Source organism: Bradyrhizobium sp. Leo78 (assembly GCF_059512425.1).
The window spans coordinates 32737-53667 of sequence record NZ_JCAMOT010000032.1 but is presented as its reverse complement, the minus strand read 5'-3'; the positions used below and the strand labels follow the sequence as shown (position 1 = coordinate 53667).

Below are 20931 nucleotides of genomic sequence, written 5' to 3'. Positions count from 1 at the left end.
GAGGGATCACTTGGTCAGGATCAGCTTGTTCTGCGACGTCAGACGCAACCGGTAAATCTCGTTGCCATGCGCGATCATGATCTCCCGTTCGGTCTGAAACAGCTCGCGGCTGTCGATCCGGTTGCCGGTCATCGAGAGGTTTCTCACGGCAGGTGAGGCATTTGCTGCGCGCCCCCCGGCGCCTTCGCTATTGTCTCCGGAAGTTGCCGCCATATCCTCTTTGCTGCGCCCCGAACGTTCTCTGGATGGCTGTTTGTACAGGTCGCCCGCACCGCAATCCAATCACTGCAGTTTACAATCGATATAAACTGCGCCGTGCCGTTGTTGACCACTTTGTTACCGCGACGTAACGAATGTGAACGTAGCGCGGGCGTGTGACCCGCACTGTGTATTTTGGTAGCCAGCAAGCCGCTCGCATCATTTCGCGCGCGCACGCCAGCCAGACCCAAAAAGCAGATCTTTGGATTGGGGCAATATGGCTGACGGGGCTAGGATTTTGCGCGCCTTTATTTTGGGCGCATCAGTGGTTTCAATCGGGTTGTTGCTTTCGGAGTCCGGGTTCGCCCAGACTGCGGACGCGCAGCCGGCCGGTCGCGCGTCGGAGCGCGCCAAGCAGGCCAAGCGCAAGCCGGCGAAGCCGAAAGTCGAACAGCAGGCGGCGGCGCCCGTGATGAATGCGCGCGCGCAGATCGGTGCCGTGACGGTGCAATCGCTCGACACCATCACCATTGCCGCATCGAAGATCGAGGAGCGCGCAATCGACGCGCTAGCGCCCGTCAGCGTCGTTACGCTCGAGCAGATCCAGGGCCGCCAGCCCAGCACGATCGGCGATCTCCTCTATAATCTGCCCGGCGTCTGGGTGCAGGATCGCGGCGACGAGCCGTCGACGTCGATCAACATCCGCGGCCTGCAGGACTTCGGTCGCGTTGCGGTGGTGGTCGATGGCGCCCGGCAGAACTACCAGCGCACCGGCCACTTCGCGAACGGCTCCTTCTTCCTCAATCCGGAATTGATCAGCAGCATCGACATCGTGCGCGGTCCGACGGCGAACATCTACGGCTCCGGCGCGATCGGCGGCGTGGCCTCGTTTCGCACCAAGGACATCGAGGATGTGGTGCGCCCCGGCGAGCGCTGGGGCGTCGACTACAAGAATGTGTTCGGCAGCAATGAGGGGCGCTGGCTCACCTCGGTTTTCGGCGGCGTTCGTGTCAATCCCAATGTCGACGTGTTCGCCGGCGGCACCTACAGCACGCAGGAGAACTATAAGGACGGCACCGGGTTTGAGGTCGCCAATACCGGCAACCGGCTCTCCAGCGGCATCGCCAAGCTGACGGTGCGCCCGGCCGACGGACACGAGGTCAAGCTCGGCACCATCTTCCAGGAAGACATCTACAGCGTCGGTCAGCCGGCGCGGCGTGCGGGCGAGCCCAACTCGACCAATGCGAACGGCACCAACAATCTCTCCGGCACGTCGATCTACGCCAGCAACGTGAAGAACTACACGACGACGCTCGGCTGGACCTATTCGCAGCCCGATGACCGGTTGTTCGACTGGGATGCGAAGGTTTACTGGAATCGCACCGAGAACGACCAGATCAAGACCGGGCACACCAGCGCTACACCGTCGGCCTTCTGCGGCGGCGTGCCCGGCAACGCGGTCTCCGGCTGTATCGGCAGCAATCGCGGCTATCTCCTGGATACGTACGGCGTCGACATCCACAACACCTCACGTTTCGATTTGTTGGATTGGCACAATGCCATCACCTACGGTCTCGACGCATTCCAGGACGAGGTGAGCACGAACGACAGGAGCGGCACGTCCGAGGTGACGACGCCAGGTGGCCGGCGCACGGTGTCGGGCGGCTTCGTGCAGTGGAAGGCCAATTACCAGAATCTGGTCGAAACCATCTCGGCGCTGCGTTACGACAATTACCAATTAGAATCGGGGACGACGTCCTCCAGCGGCGACCGCCTGTCGCCGAAGATCACGGTCGGACTGATGCCTGCCGCGATGCTGACGCCCTATGTCAGCTATGCCGAAGGCTACCGCGCGCCGTCGATCACCGAGACGCTCGTCAACGGCCCGCATTCCGGCGCCACCATCAACGATTCGTTCTTCCGCTGTCCGTCGGGCACGCCGGGGCCCGGCGCCGACTCGACATTCTGCTTCGTCCCCAACCCGAACCTGAAGCCCGAGATCGGCAAGAACAAGGAAATCGGCTTCAACCTGAAGAAGAACGACCTGTTCGTGCCCGGCGACAGCATCCGCGGCAAGTTCAACTTCTTCCGCAACGACATCGAGAACTACATCGATCTGGTGTCGTACGGACCTCCGCTCGTGGTTCCGACCGGTCCGCCGCCCGCACCGCGCATCACCGTATTGCCCTTCGTGCAGTACCAGAACATCGCCGAGGCCCGAATCGAGGGTTTCGAAGCCGAGACGATGTATGATGCCAGAACCTGGTTCGTCGGCATTGCCGGGAGCTACATGCAGGGCAAGAACCTCCAGACCGGCCTCGGGCTCTACAGCATTCCGCCGCAGAAGATCACGACGACGGCCGGCGTGCGCCTGCTCGACAACACGCTGGTGATCTCCGCGATGTGGACGTCGGCGCTGGCCAACAACAATATCCCGCCGACCTTCACGCCGGCGACGTCCTACGATCTCGTGAACCTCTACGTGGCCTATACGCCGACGCGCGATCTGGTGCTCAACTTCTCGGTCGAGAACCTCCTGGATCAATATTACCGTCCCTACGCCATTCCGGTCGGCTCCACCGGCGACACCCAGAACGACGTCAAATGGGCCAGCGCGGGGCCGGGGATCGTCTTCAAGGGCGGCCTCAGATATCACTTTGGAGGGACCTGATCGAGGAACCGGGAGCTCTTTCATCCGTGCCGCGGCCGCGCTGAGGGTCCAGCGCGGCCTGGCACGTTCTTGTTTTCAACCAACTTAACCGGCAGGCTGCGCAAGCGGCGCAGCGCCGAAAACCCGACAAGCGGCCAGCGCCGCGAACGTAGGAAGGAGAATTCGACAATGTTTATCGCCATGAACCGCTTCCAGGTGAAGAAAGGCTCGGAGCAGGCGTTCGAGACCGTCTGGGCCACCCGGGAGTCCTATCTCGGCAACCTGCCGGGCTTCGTCGAATTCCATCTGCTCAAGGGGCCGGAGGCCGAGGACCACACGCTCTATTCGTCACACACCACCTGGGTCGACAAGGCGGCGTTCGAGGCCTGGACGCGCTCGGAAGAATTCCGCCGCGCGCATGCCCGTGCCGACAACAAGACCGGCGAGAGCCTTTATCTCGGTCATCCCAAGTTCGAAGGCTTTGAGGTGATCCAGAGCGAACGCAAGGCGAGCGCCGCGGCGTAAGGAGACCGTTATGTCGAGTACGGAGCTCGCCGATCTCAGGGCCTACATGGCCGACAATCCCGGCGCCGTGATCGAGGACGTCGCGCGCGAGCGAAAGATTTCGCCGCGCGCGGTGATCGAGGCGTTGCCGGGCGAGATGGCGCGGATCGGTGCGGGCGGCGAATTCGCCGCCGCCATGCAGGACATCGCCGGTTGGGGCGAGGTGACGCTGATCGTCCACACCGACGATGCGATTTTCGAGTTCACCGGCGCGATACCAGCGGGCGAGATCGGCCGCGGCTATTTCAACCTGATGCAGCCGAAGGGCCTGCACGGCCATCTCCGCCACGAGCGTTGCGCGGCGATCGCCTTTGTCGAGCGCCCCTTCATGGGCAAGTCGTCAGCCTTCATCGCCTTCATCAATGTCGACGGCGGCATCATGTTCAAGGTGTTCGTCGGTCGCGACGAGACCCGCGCGCTGCGTGGCGACCAGCTCCAGCGCTTCCGTGCACTCGCGGACCGGATCGCGCCCAGCGCGTTTTCGAGCGAAGTGGACACCGGTTCGCGTGAAGAAAACGCGTCAAAACAAGAATCTAGAGCTTCGGTTCTGATTCAATCAGAACCGAAGCTCTAGGAGCGCGGCCTGAGGAAGCAAGGTCGGGAGGCGATCATGCAAGCATGGTTCGATGGATTTTGCCGGCGCCTGATCGTCATGGCGCTGATCGCTTCCAACGCAATGCTGTGGCCGGCCACCTGCTTCGCCGCCGACGACAACGCGCTATTGCCGCGCAACCTCTCGCCCTGGGGCATGTTCCAGAGCGCCGACATCGTGGTGAAGGCGGTCATGATCGGGCTCGCTTTCGCCTCGCTGGCGACGTGGACGATCTGGCTGGCAAAGACCATCGAGATCCGGCGCAAGACGGCGCTGGCGAAACAGCGGCTGCGGCTGCTCGAGAAGGATACGGTGCTGGCCGAGGCGGAGCAGGCGAGCCGCGGCGACGACGACGCGGTGGCGCAGATCATCCAGTCCGCGGCGCGCGAGGCGAGCCTCTCCGGCGGCGTGTTCGATGACGGCTTCAAGGAGCGCACCGCGCTCAGGTTGGAGCGAGTCGAGGCCGCGATGGCGCGGCAGATCGCGCGCGGCACCGGTGTGCTCGCGACCATCGGCGCCACTGCGCCCTTTGTCGGCCTGTTCGGCACGGTGTGGGGCATCATGAATTCCTTCATCGGCATCTCCGAGGCGCATACGACCAACCTCGCCGTAGTCGCGCCCGGCATTGCCGAAGCGTTGCTTGCGACCGCGCTGGGGCTGGTCGCGGCGATCCCTGCGGTTGTGATCTACAATCACCTGACACGGTCGATCGCGGCACATCGCGCGCTGCTTGGAGACGCCTGCGCGATGGTGCTGCTCCTGGTCAGCCGCGAGGGCGATCGCGGCCTGTTTCGCCTCGCCCGCGCCGCGGAGTGAATGATGGGCGTCAGGCTCGGGGCGGGCAGTGCAGGGGGCGGACGGTTTCGCGCCGAGGATGATCTCGTCGAGGCGCATGAGATCAACGTCACTCCCTTCATCGATGTCATGCTGGTGCTGCTCATCATCTTCATGGTTGCGGCACCGCTCGCCACGGTCGATCTCGGCGTCGATCTGCCCGCGAGCACCGCCGAGCCGCAGCCGCGTCCCGACAAGCCGGTGTTTGTCACGGTGAAGCCCGACCTCTCGGTCGCTGTCGGCGAGGACATCGTCGCGCGTGACGCGCTTGCCACGACGCTGGACGGCGCCACCAAGGGCCGCAAGGACGAGCGCATCTTCGTGCGCGCCGACAAGGCGGTGAGCTATGGCGAATTGATGGAGGTGATGAACCTGCTGCGCAACGCGGGCTATCTCAAGATCGCGCTGGTCGGCCTCGACGGCCGAAGCTGATCGCCATGAACGCGTTTGCGCTGCATGACGTTACCGATCAGGCCGCGTTGCGGCGCTGGGGCATCTCGGCGCTCGTGATCCTCGCCACGCATGCAGCGCTAATCGCGGCCGGTATGAAATGGTATCGCGAGCAGCCGCTGCCCGGTGTCTCCCTGCCTGCGATCATGGTCGACATGGCGCCGGCGGCCTCAGCGCCGCAATCGACGCCGCTGGATCTCGCGCCGGGCCCCGAGATGCAGGCCGCTGACGCTTCGCCGCCCGAGCCGGTGCCGCAGCAGGCGGTGGAAGAGCTGATCCCGCCGACCCCGCCGCAGGAGAAGCCCGAGGTCGTGGCGCCACCGGAGCAAAAGCTGCAGCCGGCACCACCGGCGCCCGAACCGGCAAAGCCCGTTCCCGACCGCAAGCCCACGCCGGCCAAGCCGAAAGTGGTTCGCCCCGACGCCAAGAAGCCGACGGAGGCACCGCCGGCGCCGCGCACCACCGCGTCACCACGCGTCGAGCGCCAGGGACCGACCATGTCCGCCGTCAGCAGCGGTGCATCTGCTGCCGCGGTTGCCTCCTACAATCAGATCGTCCGCGCCCATCTCTTGCGCTTCAAGCAATATCCGCCGGGCGCCAAGTCCGCCGGACAGCAGGGCATCGCCAGCGTGGTTTTCACGCTCAGTCGCGGCGGACAGGTGACGTCGAGCCGGCTCGGCCGTTCCTCGGGCAATCCCGCGCTGGATGCGGAGGTGGTGGCCATGGTTCGCCGCGCCCAGCCATTTCCGCCGTTTCCATCAGACATGAAGCACCCCGCCATGGGGTTCAACGTCCCGATCTCGTTCTCGCTGCGATAACCGCTACTCCTTCACCGCGCCGGTGAGCGAGGACACGTAGTAGTCCACGAACAGCGAGTAGAAGATCGCAACCGGCAACGAGCCGAGCAGCGAGCCCGCCATCAGCGCGCCCCATTGATAGACGTCGCCGGAGACGAGCTCGGTCAGGATCGCGACCGGCACGGTCTTGTTGGCGCTGCTCTGGATGAAGGCGAGCGCGTAGATGAACTCATTCCATGACAGCGTGAAGGAGAAGATGCCGGCCGAGATCAGGCCGGGCACGGCGAGCGGCAGTGTGATCCGCCGCAGGATCTGCAACCTTGTCGCGCCGTCGACCAGCGCGCATTCCTCGAGCTCATAGGGGATCGACTTGAAATAGCCGATCAGGAGCCAGGTGCAGAATGGCACCAGGAAGGTCGGATAGACCAGGATCAGCGCCAGCGGGCTGTCGAACAGGCCGAACTGCACCACGACAGTTGCGAGCGGAATGAACAGGATCGATGGCGGCACCAGATAGGCGAGGTAGATGCCGAGGCCCACATAGGGACTGCCGCGGAAGCGCAGCCGCTCGATCGCGTAAGCTGCAAGCGTGCTCGCGAGCAGCGACAGGAAGGTGGAGCCGATCGCCACCAGCATCGTCGTCTTCAGCCAGCGCGGATAGGCGGTGTTGAACAGGAGGTGCTGGATATGCGCCAGCGTCGGCGAGGAGATCCAGAACGGGTTGTGCTCCTTGTAGTTCAACAGCTCCGCGTTCGGTTTGAACGCGGTCACCGCCATCCAGTAGAACGGGAACAGCAGGATGATGACGAAGCAGGCGAGCGGCAGATAGATCATGACCATCCGCCGCGCGCGGGAGTCCCACGCCATGGTATCGGGAGCGGCGCTGGCGACGTTGGTTGGTTGCGCGACCGCGTCAGTCATCGCTCTCTCCCTGCTGCCATTTGCGCCGGGCGAGGCCGAAATAGCTGAACAGCGTCGCGAACACCAGGAACGGCACCATCGATACGGCGATCGCCGCGCCCTCGCCAAGCTCGCCGCCGGCAATGCCGCGCTGGAACGCTAGCGTCGCGAGCAGGTGCGTCGAGTTCACCGGCCCGCCGCGGGTGATGGCATAGACGAGCTGGAAATCGGTGAAGGTGAAGATGATCGAGAATGTCATCACGATCGCCAGGATCGGCATCATCATCGGGAAGGTGATGTAGCGGAAGCGCTGCCAGGATGAGGCACCGTCCAGCATCGCCGCCTCGTACAGCGACGGCGAGATGGTCTGCAGGCCCGCCAGCAGCGAGATCGCCACGAACGGGATGCCGCGCCAGATATTGGCCGCGATCAGCGAGAACCGCGCCGGCCAGGCCGAGCCGAGGAAGTCGATATTGGTGGAGCGCCAGTGCAGCACGTCGACCAGTAGATAGGAAATGATCGAGAATTGCGGATCGTAGATCCACCAGAACGCCAGCGCCGACAGCACGGTCGGCACGATCCAGGGCAGCAGCACGATGGCGCGCAGGATGCTCTTGAACGGGAAGTGGTTGTTGAGCAGCAGCGCCAGCCAGAAGCCGAGCGCGAATTTTCCGAAGGTCGCGACCGCCGTGTAGAACACGCTGTAGAACACCGCGCCCCACCACAGGGGATCGCTGAGGAGGTACTGGAAATTCTCCAGTCCGACATAGATGCCGCGTCGCCCGATCGTGGTGTCGGTGAAGGCGAGCCAGACGCCGAGCCCAAGCGGATAGGTGAGGAACACGGCGAGCAGCCCGATCGCCGGCGCAAGGCAGACGACGATCAGGAACGGCTTGTAGTCGAGCAGGCGCGCGAACCAGTTCGGCTGGCGGAGCGCCAGGCCTCGGGGAGAGAGTGTGGTCACGGACATGAATGCGTGTCCTGTGCTGATCAGAGCCCTACGCCGTCATTGCGAGCGGAGCGAAGCAATCCATCTCACCGCTTGTGGAGACATGAATTGCTTCGTCGCGTTGCTCCTCGCAATGACGGTGTTTGTCGATTTAGCGCCGGAAATAGCGCTTGCAGCGCCGCTCGGCTTCGGCGGCTGCAGCCTCCGGCGTTGCGGCATCGGTCGCGACAGACGCACACATCTGCACCAGCACGTAGTCGGCATTGACGGCGCCGGTCGCGGTCGAGATCGGGCCCTTGTAGCCGGCGTAGTACTGGCTTTTCATGGTGTCCTTGAATATCTTGACCTTGGGATCGCCGGACCACACGGCAGCATCCGCGTAGGCCGCGAGCGGCTGCGACCAGTACCCGCTGTTGGCGTTGAGCCACGGCTCGTACTGCTCCTTCTCCAGCATGAACTGCAGGAAGGCTTTCGCCGCATTCGGATAGGGGCTGTGCTTGAACACCATCGCGTTCAGCGTCAGCCCCGACATCGGCGTGGAGGCTGCCAGGCCCTTCGGCAGGAACTGATGCTCGGTGTCCTCGGCGATCGCAGCGGTCGCCGGATCGTTCTTCAGCGCGAAATAGAGCGAGACGCCGTTGGCCGTCAGCGCGATTTCCTGCGAGGAGTAGGCGCGGTTGTTGGAGACGTCATTCCAGGACGGCGTGCCGGCGATGAAGGTCGGATACAGCTCCTTCAGATATTTCAGCGCGGCCACCGTCTCCTTGCTGTTGATGGTGACCTTGCCCTCTTCATCGAGCAGGGATGCATTGTGCGACCACAGGATCCAGTTGGCAAAGCCGTTGCCGTCGCCGACGGCGTTGCCGAGTGCGTAGCCTGCGGGCTTGCCGGCCTTCTGCAGCTTGCGGCAGACGTCCAGCACGCCCGCATGATCCTCCGGTATCTTGTCGTAGCCGATCGATTGCAGCACCGACTTGCGGTACACCAGCGGGCCGCCGCTGGCGCCGAACGGCAATCCGATCCAGGCGTTGCCCTTGGCGCGCTTGCCGTATTTCTGGGCCAGCGTCTGCCAGCCGCCATAGCGCTTGCCGAGATATTCGGCGACATCGGTGAGTTCGATCAGCTTGTCGGCGTAGATATGCGGCGCGTCCGAGAAGCCGATGATGATGTCGGGACCAGCGCCAGAGTTCGAGGTCACCGCGGTCTGCTGGTTGATGTCCTCCCAGCCGACGAAATCGACCTTGACCTCGACGCCCATCTTCTCGGTGAACTTGGCCGCGTTGGCGCGGAACACGTCCTCGTCAGCCTTGACGAAGCGAACCGGGCGCAGCATCCGCAGGCTTGCGCCCTTCTCGATCGGTAGCGACGGTGCCGCCACGTCGGCCGCCTTGACCAGCGATTCCGTTGATTGTGCCGAAGCGCCGGTTGCCGCCAGCGCCGCGGCCGAGAGGCCAAGCGCCAACGCGTCACGACGGGTGAGGTCGTTCCCCATAGTCTCCTCCCTGTTTTATCGTTCCCGGCGTTACTCGCCGGTGAACGTGAGCTTCAGCCCTCATGGGGCCGAAGCGATCGCCTAATATTGTTTGAGCATGATCTTTTCGAAAAACCGCTTCACACTTTTCCGGATCATGCTCTAGAGACTTTTGCCCCGCACAATTTCCGTTTTCGCGGGAAACGTGCGTTCCCCGCCGGCTAGCTGTTCGGGCCGCGATCCATGCTGACAGGCTGCCAGCGCCGGAGCGAGGTGTTCTGCAGCACCGACGGATTGACGCAGCTTACCGGCCACAGCCCGGAAAGTACCAGTGACAATTCGTAGCCCACGCGCCGCTTGCGCGCTTCATCGAAACGTGCAGATGCGGAGGCGACATGGGCGGTCAGCGTGACGTTGTCCATGCGGAGCAGGGGATTGTTGTGCGACGGCGGCTCCTTCTCCAGCACGTCGAGCGCAGCATGCGCGATCCAGCCTTCCTGCAGCGCCTTGATCAGCCCTTCCTCGTCCACCGTGGCGCCGCGTCCGGTGTTGATGAAGATCGCGCTCTTCTTCATCTGCCGGAAATGCTTCTCGGTGAGCATGTGATGCACCTCGGGCCGCGCCGGCGCGTGCATCGAGACGAAGTCGGATTGCGACAGCACCTCCGACAGCGTCGCCGGCAGCACGTTGTGTTCCGACATCAGCGTCTCCTGGATGAACGGATCGTAGGCGATCATCCGCAGGCCGAAAGGCGCGGCGCGCTTCGCCACCGCGCGTGCCACGCGTCCGAACGAGATGAAGCCGAGCGTCTGTCCCATCAGGCGCGGAATTTTCAGGAGCGCCGGGCGTCCTTCGGTCCAGCGTCCTTCGCGCACCATCTTGTCCTGCTCGACCAGGCGGCGGAAGCCGGCAAGCAAGAGCATCATGGCGTGATCGGCGACTTCCTCGATGAAGGTGTCGGGAATGTTGGTGACGGGGATGCCGCGGGCTGTTGCCGCCTTGACGTCGACGCTGTCGACGCCGACGCTGCCGAGCGTGATCACCTTGCAGTTCTCGAGCGCATCGATGACCGCCTTGGTGATCGGCATGCCCTTGGCGTAGATCGCGTCGGCGGTCTTTGCGGCTGCGATGAATTCCGCCTCGTTGGCGGGAGCCTCGATGATCTCGGCGCCGATCGGATCGAGCGCTTCCTTCTCATAGTCGTAGCCGCCGCCGGCCACCGTGAAGCTTGCGCCCTTCGGCGTCACCACCCTGAACTTCGACATCTCCTGCTCCCGATTTTCTTCTTTGGTTGTTGGTCGTTCTGCCGTCATCCGGCCGCGACAAGTCGTCGCTGCCGCGCCTTCGCGGGGCGAAGCGCCCCGCCCCGTTCCAGGTTGCCTTGAGCGCGGCGTTCCCGGGCTTTTACGGAGAGGTTTCGTAACCGGACGCTAAAGGCTCTCACATTAGGGTAGGCCGAATCAATCCGCCAAACATGCAAGCGCGCCATTCCCGGAGACGCCCTGTGAAGCTGACCAACCTCAAGATCACGCCCAAACTCGGCATTTTGGTGGGGGTGACCATCCTTGGCCTCTGCGCCGCCGGCGTCCTTGCGGGCCATCTGATGCAGCGCGAAATGATGAAGGCGCGCATCGATCAGACCAAGGCGATGGTCGAGATGGCCGTGAACATGGCGGCCGGCTTCAAGAAAGAGGTCGATGCCGGGCGGATGACCAAGGAGGCGGCGCTCGCCGAGCTCGGCAAGCGCGGCAATTCCATGACCTATGACAACGGCTCCGGCTATTTGTTCGGCACCTCCTATGACGGCATCACCGTCCTTGCGCCCGATCCCAAGCAGATCGGCACCAACCGTATGGACGTGGTCACCAACGGCCGCAGGCTGTCCCGCGAATTGATGGATGGCGTGAAGGCGAAGGGCGAAATCCTCCTCACCTACGAATATGTGCGGCCCGGCGAGCAGAAGCCGATCCGCAAGATCGGCTATGCCGTCGCCGTTCCCGGCTTCGACATGTATCTCGGCACCGGGGCCTATATCGACGATATCGATGCCAAGCTGGCGCCGATCGCGTGGCTGCTCGGCCTCTCGATCCTCGGCATCGCCATCATCTCCGGCTCGATCGCCTGGCTGATCGGCCGCAGCATCACCAGGCCGCTCGGCCAGCTCGGCACAAGGATGCGGGAACTCGCCGACGGCAAGCTCGATGGTGATATTCCCGGCGTCGGCCGGGGCGACGAGGTCGGCGCCATGGCGGCGACCGTGCAGATCTTCAAGGACAATGCGGTTCGCATCCGCGGCCTCGAGCAAGCAGAGGCGGAGACGCAGGCCCGCGCTACGGCCGAACGCCGTGCCGCGATGGAGAATATCGCCAACGATTTCGAACGCAGCATCACCGGCGTGGTCCGTTCGGTCGCGACCGCCGCGGCCGGCATGCAGACCACGGCGCAATCGATGACGGCGACCGCGAGCGACGCCAGCGCGCGGGCTGCGACCGTCAGCGCGGCGTCCGAAAGCGCCTCGAACAATGTCGGCACCGTGGCTGCCGCGGCCGAGGAACTGTCGAGCTCGGTGACCGAGATCTCGCGCCAGGTCGCGCGGTCCAGCGAGATCGCGAGCAAGGCGGTGGGCGATGCCGAGCGCACCAACGCCACCGTGCAGGCGCTCTCCACCGGCGCGGAAAAGATCGGCGAGGTGGTGAAGCTGATCCACTCGATCGCCGCGCAGACCAACCTGCTCGCGCTCAACGCCACCATCGAAGCCGCGCGCGCCGGCGAGTCCGGCCGCGGCTTTGCGGTGGTCGCCTCCGAAGTGAAGGCGCTCGCCAACCAGACCGCGAAAGCGACCGAGGAGATCTCCGCCCAGGTCGCCGCAATGCAGGCCTCGACCACGGAGGCGGTCGCCTCGATCGGCGGCATCAGCGAGACGATCGCCCAGATGAGCGAGATCACCGCCAGCATTTCGACCTCGGTCGACCAGCAGGGCGATGCGACGCGTGAGATCGCGCGCAATATCCAGCAGGTCGCGGCAGGCTCCAGCGAGATCTCCACCCATATCGGCGGCGTCACCACGGCCGCCGCCGCCACCGGCACCGCGGCTTCCGACGTGCTGTCGAACGCCCGCGAGCTCGACACCCAGTCCGGAATGCTCCGCAACGCGGTCGACCAGTTCCTGGCCAAGGTGCGGGCGGCGTAGCGCACTCACCGTCATGCCCGGGCTCGTCCCGGGCATCCACGTCTTTGACTGCCTCCGCAAGTGCGTGGATGGCCGGGACAAGCCCGGCCATGACGCAGAACATCAGGAGCGCGGCTTACAGCTCACTGCTTCTCGATCCCGGCGTCTGTGATCAGCCGCTCCCAGAGCACGAGCTGTTCTTTCAGGAATGCGTCGAATTCCTCGGGCGTGCCCGAAAATGCTTCCATGCCGCGTTCGGCGAGCTGGCTCTTGATGTCCGGACGCTCGACGACCTTGCGGATCTCGGCGTTCAGCTTGACCACGATGTCCTTGGGCATGTTGGCCGGGCCGAGATAGCCCTGCCATGAGGTGATGTCGAAGCCCTTCACCGTGTCATCCATGGTCGGCAGCTCCGGCAACAGCGCCGAGCGCCGCTTGGTGGTGACGGCCAGCGCCTTCAGCGCCTTGGCGTTGACATGCGGCAGCCCGGTCGGGACGTCGACGAACATCATGGAGACGCGGCCGGCGATGACGTCGGTGAGCGCGGGCGGCGAGCTCTTGTAGGGGACGTGCAAGAGATCGATGCCGGCGAGGCGGGCAAAGGTCGCGCCCGACACGATCGCCGATGAGCTGCCGCTGGCGTAGGAGTATTTGCCGGGCTCCTTCTTGGCGAGCGCGATCAATTCGGCCACCGAATTTGCCGGGATGTCCGGATTGATCACCAGCATGAATGGCAAGTCGCCGGTGCGCGCGATCGGCGTGAAGTCCTTGACCGGGTCGTAGCTCATGGTCTTGAGCAGGAAAGGATTGGCCGAATGCGTCGTGTTGGTCGTCACGAACAGGGTGTAGCCGTCAGGCGCGGAGCGGGCGACGTAACTTGCCGCGATCGAGCCGTTGGCGCCCGCCTTGTTGTCGACCACCATGGTGACGCCGAGCGCAGTGCCGACCTCCTTCGAGATCAGGCGCGTCGTGGTGTCGGTGCCGCTACCGGCCGCAAACGGTAGCACCAGCGTGATGTTGCGGTTCGGGTAGCCCGGCGCCTGCGCCGTCGCCGCGCCGGATAGCAGCGCGAGCCCCACGGATGCTGCTGCCGCGATGCGCCAATGGTGTTTCAGTCCCGAGATCATATCGTGCTTTCCTCCGCTGGGTTTATGGCAGTTGGTTGCCGGGGAAACTACTCGGTCGCGGCTGAAAGCGGAAGGCGTTGCCGCGCCGCATTCACCGTTTGGCCGAGCCTCGTCGTGAGGCGATCACGACGCCGGCCAGCACCAGCGCGTAGCCGATCAGGTGAAACGGCTGCAGCGCCTCGCCGAGCAGGAAGATCGCCATCGCCGAGCCGAATACCGGCACCAAATGGAAGAACGGCGCGGCCCGGTTCGGTCCGATCAGCGCGATGCCGCGGTTGAAGAACAGATAGGCCATTGCCGACGGGAAGATCAGGACATAGGCCAGCGTTCCCAGCGTCAGCGCGTCGAACTTGAGCGTGGCGCCGGTCAGATATTCCCAGATCGAGCCGGGCACCAGCATCAAGGCGCCGCAGCCGGTGGTGAACGTGATCAGCGAGAGCTGATGCGTCACCGGGCGCCGCATCATCAGCGCGGAGTAAAGTCCGAACGACAATAGCGCGGAGGCGAGCATCACATCGCCGCGATTGAAGCTGATGGAGGCGAGCGCGCCGAGGTCGCCGCGCAGAATGATGGTGAGCACACCGGCCAGCGAGAGGGTGATGCCGGCGAGCTGCGCGCCGGTCAGCCGCACGCCGAACAGCACCAGCGCCCACAGCGCAACGAACAGCGGCCCCGCCGACTGGATCAACAGCGCGTTGAGGGCCTCGGTGTATTGCAGCCCCCAATAGGAGATCGCATTGTTGAAGGCGAAGCCGGTCAATGAGAGCAGCAGCAATAGCGGCAGGCGGGCACGCAGCGCCGGCCAGTCACGCCGCAGATGCGGCCAGGCAAAGGGCAGCAGGATCAGGCTGGTGCCGAGCCAGCGCAGGCAGGACAGCGTCAGCGGCGGCACGTGATTGCCGACATAGCGCGCGATCACGATATTGCCGGCCCAGAACAGCGAGGTCAGGCTGAGCAGCAGATAGGGCTGGTTGTTGAGCCAGCCGATCGCGGAGCGGCGTACGGGAGCGGGTGCGGACGGCAAGGCGCGGAGATCGGTCATGCTGCGGGACCTTTTTGCCGGATTCTCCGCGTGCGACAAGACGCTCCGGAAGAGAGCAGCCATGCGCGCTGCCGCTGGCGCGTCATGGAGGCGACATATGCGATGCTGAACTGCACAAGGAATCATCGGAGAGACGGATGGGCGTGGACCTCTTGAACGTCGAAGGCCTCAAGGCGATGCAGCCGCAGGAGCCGGTCGTGATGATGAACCTGATGCGCTTCCGCGAGCGCTCGCTCGATGGCGACGGCTCGGGCTGGGACGCCTATCTGCGCTACAGCGCGCTCACGGTGCCGATGATCAAGGCGCGCGGCGGCACGCTGCTCTGGACCGGCAACGCCAAGGCGGTCGCGCTCGGCCGGCCAGGCGGCAACCGGTGGGACTATCTGGCGCTGGTCTATTACCCCGCAGTCTCGGCCTTCATCGACATGATGACCTCGGCCGAGTACGAAACCCTCTGCGACCCTCACCGCCGCAACGCCTGCGCCGAGCACGTGATCGTCGCGACCAGCGAGGCCTACAGCAAGTTCAGGATGGGGTAGGGCCGAGCGGCGAGCTCGGATTGCCTCGCCCCGCGTGCGGGGAGAGGCCGGAATTCAAGCGCAGCTTGAATTCCGGGTGAGGGGGAGCCTCCGCGGGTTCGTCTATTTCCGTGCTTGCGGAGAGAGCCCCTCACCCCAACCCTCTCCCCGTAAGAACGGGGAGAGGGAGAAGCGATCTCAAAACTTCCGCACCAGGTCCGGCGTGATCTCGCCGATTGAGCGGATGCCGAGCAGCGCCAGGTCGCGGTCGATCTCGTCACGGAGCAGCGTGATCGCGCGCGTGACGCCCGCTTCGCCGGCGGCGACCGCGGCATACAGGAACGGTCGCCCGACCCATACGAAGTCGGCGCCCAGCGCCAGGGCCTTGATGATGTCGGTGCCGCGGCGGATGCCGCCGTCGACCATCACGGTCATGCCGTTTGCCTTCGCGGCGATCTCCGGCAGCGTGCGCAGTGCGGAGACCGTGTAGTCGAGTTGGCGGCCGCCGTGGTTGGACAGCATCACTCCGTCGACGCCGCTTTCGCGCGCGATCCGCGCATCCTCCGGCGACACCAGGCCCTTGACCACCAGCTTGCCGTTCCAGCGCTTGCGGATCAGCTCGACATGCTTCCAGGCGAGCTGGTCGCGCGCGCCGATATTGCGGATCAGGTTCTTTGAGAGCACCGGCGGGCCGCGCTGCGCGTCCATGTTCTCGAAATGCGGCATGCCGTGATTGAGAACCGTGCGCGCCCAGGTGTTGAGCAGCCAATCCGGATGCGTGATCGTGTCCCAGAACACCCGCGGCGTGATCGCAAGCGGCACCTGGAAGCCGTTGCGGATGTTGTTCTCGCGGTTGGGCGCCACCGGCACGTCGGCGGTGACGACGAAGGTGTCGTAGCCGGCCGCAGCCACGCGGTCGACCAGAGGCTCGATGCGCGCGTCGACCCCGGCGAGATAGGCCTGATACCATGCGGCCTCGTTCGCGCGGCGGACGTCCTCCAGCGTGATCAGCGAGGAGGCGGACAGGATCATCGGCACGTTCGTCGCGGCAGCCGCCCGCGCCAGCACGATGTCGCCGCGATAGGCGCAGAGCGCGGAGGAGCCCATCGGCGGAATCCCGAAAGGCGCAGCGTAGGTCTTGCCGAACAAGGTCGTGGTCTGGTCGCGGCCGGAGACGTCCTTGAGCACGCGCGGCACGAAGCCGTATTCCTCGAAAGCCCTGCGGTTGTCGCGCTTGGCCGCATCGGTCTCGGCGCCGCCGTCGATATAGCCGAACAGGAATTTCGGCAGCAGCCGGCGTGCGGCTGGCTCGAAATCGTCAAGCGTGAGATAGCGCCGCAGATGCCGCGGCACGGCGCTCTGGGCGCGGGTTACCGTGGGCGGCGGCGCGGGCGGGCTGATCGTCTTGTCGTGCACAGCGGGCGTTTCCGTATTTGTTATGGTCGCGCTACGTTAGCGCCCGCCGCCGGTTCCGCCAAATTTCCGGTTCGCCTGGTTCACGGACTGGCTGATATCGCCGAGCATCTTCCTCGTGTCGGCCATCATCGCACCGGACTTCTTGTCGAAGCTCTCGATCAGTTCGCGCAGCGAGATCACGGTCGGCAGCAATTCGCCGCCATATTTGTCGCTGCCGAGGCTCTTCAGGAATGCTTCGGTGCGGCTCATGCCGTCGTCGACGGCACTGACGCCCGCCTCGGCGGTGCTGATGACGCTGCTGATCTTCTCGCCATTGCTCGACAGCGAGGCGGTGAAGGTCTCGAACCCCCGCAACGTGTCCTTGATCGCATCCTCATTGTCGTCGATGACCGTGTCGACATTGCGCAATACGGCACGGATCTTTTCCTGGATGCCCATCGTCCCCAGGGGATCGGCGGTCAATTCCGGAATGCCGTCGGCGCCGGTCGGGGGAAGCGGCGCCTCGTCGGTGCCGCCGGTGAAGGAGATTGCGGCAATGCCGGTCAGGCCCTGGAATTCGAGGCCGACCTGGGTGTCCTTCTTGATCGGCGCCGTTTTGTCGATCCGTGTCATCGCGATCACGCGGTGACGGTCGAGCCTGATCCACTCCACCTCGCCGATGCGCACGCCGGCGAAATTCACGCTGCCGCCGCGGCGCAGACCCGAGGCCGAACCCTCAAAGATCACCCGGAGCGGCACCTGCCGCTGGATTCCGGCATATTTGCGGTAACCGAGCCAACCGCTCAGCGCGCCGGCGATCAACGCCAGCGCCAACGTCCCGATCATTACATTGCTGGCGCGCACCATGTTTCGACCTTCGAAATGGGCTGCAAAAATAGCGGATTTGCGGCGGCCAGTCACCGCGGCGAGCGAACAATTCGGCACGATCGTCGTGATGTTCCGTAACCACTTTGTACCGAGAGGCAAGAAAAGCGTAAAAAGGTTGGTGCAAGGAAGCGAGCTGTGCAGGCCGGCGGGCAGCAGGCGGGGGAGACCAATGTCCAGCATGATCTCAGGAGATCGCGGCGGCGGCGTCACGAGCCGGCAACTCAATCGCCGCGACGCCCTGGCGGCAGCGGTCGGCGGCGGCCTCGCGCTGTCGAGCCTGGCTCGTTCCGCAGGCGCCGGGGCAGGGCCCGCATCCGGCGTCCGCGTATTGCATTCGCCTGAGCAGCTCGCTTCGTCCTACGACCACATCATTGTCGGTGCAGGCTCGTCCGGTTGCGTCATGGCGCATCGACTCGCCGTCGCTGGACGACGGGTGCTCCTCGTCGAGGCCGGCGGAGAAACGAAGCTGGCAGCGGTCAGGGATCCGCAGGAGTGGCCCAAGCTGCAGGGCAGCGAGCTTGACTGGCGTTATTTGACGACCCCACAACCGGGGTTGGGAGGCCGCATCATCCGCTGTCCACGCGGCAGGGTCGTGGGCGGCTCCAGTACGATCAATGCTCTGGCCTATCAGCGCGGCCACGCGGCTGCCTATGACCGCTGGCCCGCCGGGTGGCGCGCGGCGGACCTTTTGCCATACTTCAAGCGCGCCGAGACTTTTTCCGGCGGTGCCAGTGCATGGCGGGGAGGCAGTGGTCCTCTCCACGTCCTGTCCCTCGCTGATGTCGGGGATCGCAATCCGGTGGCATCCGCCTTCGTCACGGCGTCACAAGACCTCGGATACCCGATGTCACCGGATATCGGAGGGGAGGTCACGACCGGCGTCGGCTGGAATCAACTCAGTATCAAGGACGGCGCCCGCCACGATGCGGCGACGGCGTATCTCGGAAGTCTCGAAGACGTGAGCGTCGATCTGCTGGTCGACACGGACGTGCTGGGCCTCGCGATCGAAGGCGGACGGTGCATCGGCGTGCGGCTCGCCGAACGCATCTTGCGGGCCGCGAGCGAGGTGCTGCTTTGTGCCGGTGCGATCGATTCGCCACGCCTTTTGATGCTGTCGGGAATCGGCCCGGCCGATCAGCTCCGATCGTTCGGCATTCCCGTTGTCGTGGACCTGCCGGATGTCGGCCGCCATCTTGAGGACCATCCATTGGTCGCGGGCGTAGCGTACGCCGCACGGCGCGAGGTGCCACGCTCGCACTACAACCATGCCGACGCTGTCCTCTACGTGCCGCGCACCGACCCGGGTGAGAGCCCGGAGCACCTTGTGATGTGCCTGTCCTTGCCGTTCGTCCTGCCGAGCGTCGGCCCATTGCCTCCACCGGCTTACGTGCTCGTTTCCTGCCTGATGCGGCCCCGCAGCCGCGGCAGCGTGAAACTCGCCTCCGGCGATCCGCGGGCCTCGGCTCTGATTGATCCGAATTATCTCTCCGAGGCCGCCGACATCGACCTTCTTGTCGAGGGCGTTTCTCTCGCCCGCGAGATCGGTGCCGGTGCAGCCTTTGCCGACTGGCGCGCCCGCGAAGTCTATCCGGGACCCGAGGCAAAGACGAGCGACGACATCCGCAAGTTCATTCTCGGCGCGACAGATTCATTTCATCACCCTGTCGGCACGTGCCGCATCGGGGCCGTCGTCGACGAGGCTTTGCGCGTGAAAGGCGTGGCGAGCCTGCGCGTCATCGATGCTTCGGTGTTCCCCGGGATCCCGCAGGCGATGACCAATGCCGCCGCAATCGCCGTCGCCGAGAAGGCCAGCGATCTGGTGCTCGCCGGGTAGAGCTGTCTCGGATGAACACTTTGTGCACGGATCAGGCGGTCGTCGCCTCGCGGCACTACGATCGTAACGCGCTTCTTCCGCGCTGAAATCACGCTGTAACCCGTTCGTCCCCTCATGATGCGACACCGCTGCGCGAATGAGGAGAGACTGCGATGGTAGGCAGAGCGATCGGTAAACAGGCCGTAGTGATCGGTGCGAGCATGGCTGGTTTGGCCGCAGCGCGTGCGCTGGCCGACCACTTCGAACGGGTGATCGTGCTTGAGCGCGACCGCCTGCCTGAACAGGCAGTGCCGCGAGCGGGCACGCCGCAATCCCGGCATCTGCACGTTCTGCTGCCAGGCGGCCAGCGGGCGCTGACCGATCTGTTTCCGCATTTCGAGCGGGATCTGGCAAATGCGGGCGCGGTGCCGCTTCGAATGTCACGCGACGTGCGTATGGAGATCCCGCGTCTCGGTCCACTCCCGTCGCGTGATTTCGGTTGGTTCCTCTATTGCGCATCCCGTCCGCTGATAGAGCTGATCACGCGCCGACAGGCCGAGAGGCTGACTAATCTGACGATCCGGCCGAGATGCCGGGTGCTCGAGATCACCGCTACATCAGATGGCACCATGGTCACAGGCGTCATATGTGAAGATGCTGATGGGCGGCAGGAAACCCTCGCAGCCGATCTCGTTGTCGACGCTTCCGGACGCGCTGCGCCAACCTTGGCGCTGCTCCGTTCGACCGGCCAGCCGGCGCCGGATGAAATCGTCATTGGTGTCGATCTCCATTATACGACGACCACCTTCGCCATTCCCCAGGATGCATCCACCGATTGGGGAGGCGTCGCCACTCATCCCCACGCGCCGGAACGCAGCCGCGGCGGCTATCTGATGCCGATCGAAGGCAACCGCTGGGTCGTGACGCTCTCGGGACAGCTCGGCGAACAGCCGCCGGCTGAGCCGGACGGCTTCATGGATTATGCCAGGCGACTAGAGACGCAGACGGTCTACAACGCCATTGCGCACGCCGAGCGGCAGGGCGGATTTGAGCGCTATGCCTTTCCAGCCAGCGTATGGCGTCGTTTCGACCGGCTGAGCGCATTCCCGCGCGGCCTGCTGCCGATCGGTGATTCGATCTGCCGCTTCAATCCCGTCTATGGCCAGGGCATGAGCGCGGCAGCGCAGGAAGCTCGGCTTCTGAAGCAGCTTCTGCAGGGGCGCGCGACCAAGGCCGATCCGCTTGCCGGATTGGCGCTGGCGTTCTTTTCCGAAAGCCTGCCGTTGGTCGAGGGTCCCTGGAACATGTCGGCGATCCCGGATCTGGTCTATCCCGAGACACGTGGCGAACGCCCGGCGGATTTCGAGAGCCGGCTCCAATACAACGGAGCCCTGCTTCGGGCCGCGATGCGCGATCCCGCCGTTCACCGGCTGCTCGCAGAGGTTCAGCAATTGCTCAAGCCGCCAAGCGCTCTCCAGGAGCCGGCCGTCGAGCGGCTCGTTCAGCTTGAACTGTCCCAAATGGCTGCCGAATAGCTCAGCCCTCCGCGAGGTTGAAAAGGGCGAAGCTTCGTT

18 protein-coding genes and 1 pseudogene are annotated in these 20931 nt (G+C 64.6%); 10 read left to right on the top strand and 9 right to left on the bottom strand.

What is annotated here, in order from left to right:
- Positions 1-6 precede the first annotated feature (6 nt).
- A complete protein-coding gene (hemP, locus tag AC5ZG1_RS31250; RefSeq protein ID WP_496135115.1) occupies positions 7-213 on the bottom strand; it encodes a hemin uptake protein HemP in 207 nt (68 codons plus the stop codon).
- 262 nt (positions 214-475) lie between these two features.
- Here hemP and AC5ZG1_RS31245 point away from each other — a divergent pair, with 262 nt between their 5' ends.
- The 6 genes and pseudogenes from AC5ZG1_RS31245 (at position 476) to AC5ZG1_RS31220 (ending at position 6106) form a co-directional block, all read left to right on the top strand.
- The gene (locus tag AC5ZG1_RS31245) at positions 476-2869 is read left to right on the top strand and encodes a TonB-dependent hemoglobin/transferrin/lactoferrin family receptor (RefSeq protein WP_496135092.1); all 2394 of its coding nucleotides are present in this window, start codon (positions 476-478) and stop codon (positions 2867-2869) included.
- 168 nt (positions 2870-3037) lie between these two features.
- Positions 3038-3373, top strand: a complete 336-nt coding sequence (gene hmuQ, locus AC5ZG1_RS31240) for a heme-degrading protein HmuQ (protein WP_130227408.1) — start codon at positions 3038-3040, stop codon at positions 3371-3373.
- Positions 3374-3383: 10 nt separating this feature from the next.
- Positions 3384-3881 (top strand): annotated as a pseudogene (gene hutX / locus AC5ZG1_RS31235) (heme utilization cystosolic carrier protein HutX); the annotation flags it as partial.
- Between the two features lie 183 nt (positions 3882-4064).
- On the top strand, positions 4065-4820 hold the full coding sequence (gene exbB / locus AC5ZG1_RS31230; protein ID WP_456643922.1) for a tonB-system energizer ExbB: 756 nt from the start codon (positions 4065-4067) through the stop codon (positions 4818-4820).
- A gap of 3 nt (positions 4821-4823) precedes the next feature.
- Entirely contained in the window at positions 4824-5270 is a 447-nt protein-coding gene (exbD, locus tag AC5ZG1_RS31225) for a TonB system transport protein ExbD (RefSeq protein WP_028163837.1), read from the top strand.
- Positions 5270-6106, top strand: a complete 837-nt coding sequence (locus AC5ZG1_RS31220) for a TonB family protein (RefSeq protein WP_496135114.1) — start codon at positions 5270-5272, stop codon at positions 6104-6106. Before exbD ends, AC5ZG1_RS31220 begins: the two co-directional genes overlap by 1 nt.
- Positions 6107-6109: 3 nt before the next feature.
- On the opposite strand, the gene AC5ZG1_RS31215 is transcribed toward AC5ZG1_RS31220, so the two are convergent.
- The 4 genes from AC5ZG1_RS31215 to AC5ZG1_RS31200 all read right to left on the bottom strand — a co-directional run bounded on the left by AC5ZG1_RS31215 (position 6110) and on the right by AC5ZG1_RS31200 (position 10670).
- Positions 6110-7006: a carbohydrate ABC transporter permease gene (locus AC5ZG1_RS31215; RefSeq protein WP_130227405.1), complete on the bottom strand. Its 897-nt coding sequence runs from the start codon at positions 7004-7006 to the stop codon at positions 6110-6112.
- Positions 6999-7955, bottom strand: a complete 957-nt coding sequence (locus AC5ZG1_RS31210; RefSeq protein WP_130227404.1) for a carbohydrate ABC transporter permease — start codon at positions 7953-7955, stop codon at positions 6999-7001. Before AC5ZG1_RS31210 ends, AC5ZG1_RS31215 begins: the two co-directional genes overlap by 8 nt.
- Before the next feature lie 130 nt (positions 7956-8085).
- On the bottom strand, positions 8086-9426 hold the full coding sequence (locus AC5ZG1_RS31205; protein WP_456643884.1) for an ABC transporter substrate-binding protein: 1341 nt from the start codon (positions 9424-9426) through the stop codon (positions 8086-8088).
- A gap of 200 nt (positions 9427-9626) precedes the next feature.
- On the bottom strand, positions 9627-10670 hold the full coding sequence (locus AC5ZG1_RS31200; protein WP_456643883.1) for a C-terminal binding protein: 1044 nt from the start codon (positions 10668-10670) through the stop codon (positions 9627-9629).
- 239 nt (positions 10671-10909) lie between these two features.
- Between AC5ZG1_RS31200 and AC5ZG1_RS31195 the strand changes: the two genes are divergently transcribed.
- Entirely contained in the window at positions 10910-12595 is a 1686-nt protein-coding gene (locus tag AC5ZG1_RS31195; RefSeq protein WP_456643882.1) for a methyl-accepting chemotaxis protein, read from the top strand.
- Between the two features lie 122 nt (positions 12596-12717).
- Here AC5ZG1_RS31195 and AC5ZG1_RS31190 read toward each other — a convergent pair whose 3' ends face one another.
- Both AC5ZG1_RS31190 and AC5ZG1_RS31185 read right to left on the bottom strand, forming a co-directional pair.
- Complete coding sequence (locus AC5ZG1_RS31190; protein ID WP_130227400.1) at positions 12718-13701, bottom strand: Bug family tripartite tricarboxylate transporter substrate binding protein; 984 nt, start codon at positions 13699-13701, stop codon at positions 12718-12720.
- A gap of 91 nt (positions 13702-13792) precedes the next feature.
- Positions 13793-14743: a DMT family transporter gene (locus AC5ZG1_RS31185; RefSeq protein ID WP_456643881.1), complete on the bottom strand. Its 951-nt coding sequence runs from the start codon at positions 14741-14743 to the stop codon at positions 13793-13795.
- Positions 14744-14880: 137 nt separating this feature from the next.
- Here AC5ZG1_RS31185 and AC5ZG1_RS31180 point away from each other — a divergent pair, with 137 nt between their 5' ends.
- The gene (locus tag AC5ZG1_RS31180; protein WP_456643880.1) at positions 14881-15282 is read left to right on the top strand and encodes a DUF1330 domain-containing protein; all 402 of its coding nucleotides are present in this window, start codon (positions 14881-14883) and stop codon (positions 15280-15282) included.
- Between the two features lie 177 nt (positions 15283-15459).
- On the opposite strand, the gene AC5ZG1_RS31175 is transcribed toward AC5ZG1_RS31180, so the two are convergent.
- Complete coding sequence (locus tag AC5ZG1_RS31175) at positions 15460-16614, bottom strand: alpha-hydroxy acid oxidase (protein WP_456643920.1); 1155 nt, start codon at positions 16612-16614, stop codon at positions 15460-15462.
- A gap of 99 nt (positions 16615-16713) precedes the next feature.
- The gene (locus AC5ZG1_RS31170; protein ID WP_496135091.1) at positions 16714-17523 is read right to left on the bottom strand and encodes an MlaD family protein; all 810 of its coding nucleotides are present in this window, start codon (positions 17521-17523) and stop codon (positions 16714-16716) included.
- Positions 17524-17713: 190 nt separating this feature from the next.
- On the opposite strand from AC5ZG1_RS31170, the gene AC5ZG1_RS31165 reads away from it, so the two are divergent.
- The gene (locus AC5ZG1_RS31165; RefSeq protein WP_496135090.1) at positions 17714-19378 is read left to right on the top strand and encodes a GMC family oxidoreductase; all 1665 of its coding nucleotides are present in this window, start codon (positions 17714-17716) and stop codon (positions 19376-19378) included.
- Positions 19379-19530: 152 nt separating this feature from the next.
- Positions 19531-20892: an FAD-dependent monooxygenase gene (locus AC5ZG1_RS31160; RefSeq protein ID WP_456643877.1), complete on the top strand. Its 1362-nt coding sequence runs from the start codon at positions 19531-19533 to the stop codon at positions 20890-20892.
- Positions 20893-20931: the final 39 nt, after the last annotated feature.